The sequence below is a fragment of the Amniculibacterium aquaticum genome, from assembly GCF_003852705.1.
In the GTDB taxonomy this organism is placed as follows: Bacteria; Bacteroidota; Bacteroidia; order Flavobacteriales; family Weeksellaceae; genus Amniculibacterium; species Amniculibacterium aquaticum.
This window is the reverse complement of the sequence record NZ_REFA01000047.1, coordinates 1-4,735: the sequence shown is the minus strand read 5'-3', so window position 1 is coordinate 4,735 and position 4,735 is coordinate 1. Positions and strand designations below refer to the sequence as shown.

The 4,735-nt window shown below is 29.5% G+C and carries 5 protein-coding genes; all 5 read right to left on the bottom strand.

Annotation, left to right across the window (positions count from 1 at the left end):
- Nucleotides 1-328 precede the first annotated feature (328 nt).
- Nucleotides 329-1,384: an FISUMP domain-containing protein gene (locus EIY84_RS11480; protein ID WP_124643303.1), complete on the bottom strand. Its 1,056-nt coding sequence runs from the start codon at nt 1,382-1,384 to the stop codon at nt 329-331.
- Nucleotides 1,385-1,639: 255 nt separating this feature from the next.
- On the bottom strand, nt 1,640-2,419 hold the full coding sequence (locus tag EIY84_RS11475; RefSeq protein WP_124643301.1) for a GLPGLI family protein: 780 nt from the start codon (nt 2,417-2,419) through the stop codon (nt 1,640-1,642).
- On the bottom strand, nt 2,407-3,129 hold the full coding sequence (locus tag EIY84_RS11470) for a GLPGLI family protein (protein WP_124643299.1): 723 nt from the start codon (nt 3,127-3,129) through the stop codon (nt 2,407-2,409). Before EIY84_RS11470 ends, EIY84_RS11475 begins: the two co-directional genes overlap by 13 nt.
- A gap of 56 nt (nt 3,130-3,185) precedes the next feature.
- Nucleotides 3,186-3,467: a hypothetical protein gene (locus EIY84_RS11465; RefSeq protein WP_124643297.1), complete on the bottom strand. Its 282-nt coding sequence runs from the start codon at nt 3,465-3,467 to the stop codon at nt 3,186-3,188.
- A 399-nt stretch (nt 3,468-3,866) separates the two neighbouring features.
- Nucleotides 3,867-4,454: a hypothetical protein gene (locus EIY84_RS11460; protein ID WP_124643295.1), complete on the bottom strand. Its 588-nt coding sequence runs from the start codon at nt 4,452-4,454 to the stop codon at nt 3,867-3,869.
- Between the last annotated feature and the right edge of the window lie 281 nt (nt 4,455-4,735).

The following is a 4,735-nucleotide window of genomic DNA, read 5'->3' as shown; positions in this document are numbered from 1 at the left end:
ATTTTTAAAATTTTCACGCAGAAATTATTCGACATAAAATTTAGAAATCAGAAGGGTAGAGGTCAATAAATTTTCAAATTTGCAAAATCTTCAATTTGATAACGCTCCTCAAATATTACGGACAACGGGAAAAGTATTGCCGAAGAAGCGGGCTTTTTATAACCGAGATCTCAAAAGAATTACTTCCCGAAGCAAAAATTTTCCCCCTTTTTCAAACTTAAAAATTTTCTTTGGAAAAGGGAAAATTTTTTGCGACTATTTTGACTGAACTCTCAAAGAATGACTTCAACCCCGCTTTTTTGGCAATACTATGTTGTACGACGTTTTTTTATTCTTTTATTAGTCTCAGATAACTTCCGAACTTTTTAACTTGCTGTGAACTATCTAAAGAACTATATTCGAAATAGAGAACGTAATTAATCACAAAGTCATCTTCGATTGCAGGTGTTTTACCACCATCACATTGAGTGGAACTCCACCAAAATGCTGCACTTTCTGGTGTGTTGGAAAATCTTCCATCTGGAAATCTAAATCCACACGGAATTCCTGAAAATTTGGAAGTATTATTTTTTTCACTTTCATATCCTGGAGTTCCAACTTTTCTTGACTCTCTCCATCCTTCTTCTGAAGATAAAGACTTAGCAAATTTATTTCCCCAAATTTTTTCAGTGCTCCCATCATAATTAAACTTATTCTCAATTAAAAAATTAGACAATTCATCCCAATCTTCCTTACTCGGCACTTTCCATCCTTCAGGAAAAATATCTTCATTAATGGATTTCCAATTATAGATAGTACCAAGGTTTTTTTGGCTTTCGTCATTGTTGAAATAACAATAATTACTATCGTTATTTCTCAACCATTCATCATTATTTTCTATATAATTTAATTTTTCGCCGTTACTTTTTGTAGTGCATTTGTAATTTTCTGCTAACCAAACTTGATTTCCAATTCTAATTGTTTTGTAAATATTCCCTTCTTTATCAGTTAATGAGCCAAAAGATTGGTCATTTGAAGTTTTGTTATTTTCTATCGCTTCTTTTTCCTTTTGTTCTTCGTCTTTGTCAACTGAAAGCCAATAATTTTTTAGCCCTTCCGTATCATAACTTACTTCTTCAAAATAATCAAACTTGTGCATTAGATTAATCCAATCACTTGCTGCATTACTTCTGTCAAATTTTCCTAAATTATATTCTCCAATAATATGATTTCTTAATTTATTGAAATAATCTTCTGAAAAATAAAAATCGCACTTGTCACCTTCTCGTGTAATTATTACATCGCCTGTTTTAAGATCACCTAAGTAAGGTCTTGGAAATAAATTATCAAGAAATGCTGAGGATAGGAGAGTCATTTGGCGATTGTTAAAATTCACTTTTTTCATATTGGTATAATTTTATGTTTTTGATTCGGGTTTTATAAAATGTCGTACAACGGTTTGCGGCTTTGTGAAGTGCGGGCTTTGATTATCAAGTACTTATGCAATCTCTACACTTAGCAAAAAGCCATTTTTCTTTTGCTAAAATACAAAAATTAGGAAAAGAAAATGGCTTTTTTGCGAATAATTTCTCAAAATTTTCAACGCAAGAGCCTGACCTCCGCATTTCACAAAACCGTCTGTTGGCAGAAGACTCTCTATTTATTTTATCCAAATATCTCCTTTTTCAATTGGATTATTATAAGTTGAAATGAATTTTTTAAATGAATCGATTCTAAATTTATCTCTGTCTCTTTCAGTAATTTCTTCTCCATTAAAATATGCTTTAGCCATAAAGCCACTATTTGATGTTTTCGTTCCCATTGTTGGATCCAACAATAATTTTCTTTTGTAATCTAATTGATTTTCTTTAGAATTAAAATTGGAAACAATATTACTTGGAATTGATTTGAAATCATTTGTTTTCTCTATGCTTGAAAGTTTAAAACTATATTCATTATCTTTAGAATTAATCTCTAAAATTAGTCCTGGAAGACCTTCAAATTTCCAAGGACCATCTTGAATTGGAATTTGACTTGTGTACCAAGCAATCCATGTTCTACCTCCAAAATCAATAGATGCACTCGAACATTTGTATGTTAGAATTTGTTTTTTTTCGGTTAATAATTTCCAAGAATTTTGAAATTCATAATCCAATCTGAAAAGATTTGTTGATATATATTCCAATTTTTGAAATTCTTTTTTTTGGAAATCTTTTACAACAATCGTATTGAATGGGGATATAAATAATTTGTCAGGATAAAAAATTGATTTTTTCTTCTCAATATTTATTCCTAAATTATATTTTTCTTTGACAAACAGTGTATCAGTTAGGTTGGGTTTATATTTTATTTCATAATTAACCAAATAATTTTGACTTAAAATATGTTGTATTGGCAATATTATGCACAATACATTTATGATTAATTTTATTTTTCCCATTCAAATTTTATTTCAAGTGAAGTTCTTTCTTGTTCTATCATTTTATTATCTGGCATAGTTTTCAAATCTTCTTTTAGTTGTTCTGAAATTCCATACTTTAATTTAGGATATTCGGTATAATCTATAAATTGTTCATTTTTTATTGGGTTTTGTGAAATATTTTCTTTAGATCGATTAATAGATTTCAATTCCCATTTGTAGGTTGAAGTGTCATCATATATTTCATATACAAGTCCGGGTACATTAGAAAACTTCCAAGGTCCCACGCTTATACTAGATTTAGCATCATACCATAGCGTATATTTTCTTCCCCTAAATTCGGTTAAAGCTTTGGAAAGAATAATACCTTGCAATTCTTTTTTTTCTTTCTCCAATGTATATTTTAATTTTCCTTTTCTATCTTTTAAGTAAATATTTTTCCTATTAATCTCATCATGAATAAAATAATTGCTTAAAGATGAATTTGTGTATAAAATGTACTCAAAATATCTTTTATCTACAACAGCATTATTTGGGATTCCTCTTTTTAATTGACCTGCAATACCATACCAAACTGTATATTTTTTATTACCTTTTGAATCGAAATATAATTTTGAGTTAAATAAGAATGGCTGGAAAACATTAACCCTAAAATCATATTCAATTAGTGTAGTTTGACTAAGAGCAGATAAATAAAAAAATAAAAAAAATATTGAAATATGTTTTTTCATGTGATGTGGTAATTAACACTACAATCATTAATCAAATGATTGCAGTGTATTAAAAATTAATTTAAATTTGATGAATCTATGCCCCATTGTTCCATAGATACACTAAGAGCAGTTAAAGCTTCACATTGTTCTTTTGTTTCTGTCATTCTTGTAAAACTTCTAATAATAGTATAAGTTCCATCTGTATTGTATCTGACAATAGTTACTGTACAAAAGCCATAAAAATAATTAGAAGAAATTTTAGTATCTTTTTCTATATTTTCTATTTTATGAATTGATTGTTTAGCACTAGCAAAACCTGTTACTACTAGTGCAGCGGTTAATAATAATTTTTTCATAATTCAAGTGTGTTGCCCATTTACAGCACTTTGCTGCTTTGGAAGGTTCGGGCGATTTTTTTGTTAAGACACCTCCCGTTGTCAAAATTTTCACAAAAAACATTACAATCAAAATTATTCATATTCACTGTATAAGAATTCTATTGTATCGATACAGGTTTGTCCTATCTTTTTTGTTCCGCTCTTCTGAGTTTTCTGCCAACGTTTCGGGGCTTGGCGTCAGTGGCGGAAATTGAAGCGAAAAGTTTCAATTTAGCGACACGGTAAGCAAAAGCCAATTAATTGAATAATTTTATGAAAAAAGTCAATATAATTGGCTTTTTGCGGAATAGAAAGCCGAAACTTCAATTTTAGCCTTAACCCGCCATTGCGCCAAACCCTTGTTAGCAGAAGTTATAATTATTCAGTTTTTGTATTATTTAAAAAATCTTGATTATTGACAAGTTGTTCTACAAGATTGTCAATTGCTGGTGGTAAAAACTTTTCAAATTTAGCACCTTTAGTATTTGCTTTTCCAGTTATTAAATCTGTCCAAACAACTTTTCCACTTTTATCAATTAATTGAAATTTTACTGTAATTTGTGGAATTAATTGCACCGTTGAGAAACCAGAAATTGCTTCATAATCTAATTTTATTAATTCTGATTTTAGAGTATAATCATTGTTACCATCATTTACGGAAATATTTTTTTCTTTGAAGCCATTTTTAATGGCATCTGTCAGGATTTCAGCGACAGGTTTTTCAGCCATATATGCACCAGACATTGTCTGATTATACATATTCTTTTTGTAGAAAATAACTTTTTCATCTTTATATCCTCTTGTATCTTTCATTGGTTCAATTTGAACAATTTTGCTTGAGGATAACTTATTGTCAATTTTCAAATTTGATTGATAATTAATCTGTTTTGCTGAATTTGACAACGCACAACTTGTTAAAGATATTAGTGAAATACCTAAAACAAAAATTTTAAATTTTGATTTCATTTAGTTAAAGTATATAGTTTGGTTTTATAATTTCTGCTAACGGTTTGCGGCTTTGTGAAGTGCGGACTTTGATTATCAAGTATTTATGCAATCTCAACACCAAGCAAAAAGCCATTTTTCTTTTGCTAAAATACAAAAATTAGGAAAAGAAAAGGGCTTTTTTGCGAATAATTTCTCAAAAATTTCAACGCAAGAGCCTGACCTCCGCATTTCACAAAACCGTCTGTTGTCCGTAGTATTTTCAATTCGAGGGCGAATTTAACTGGGTTAAATTCAGTTCG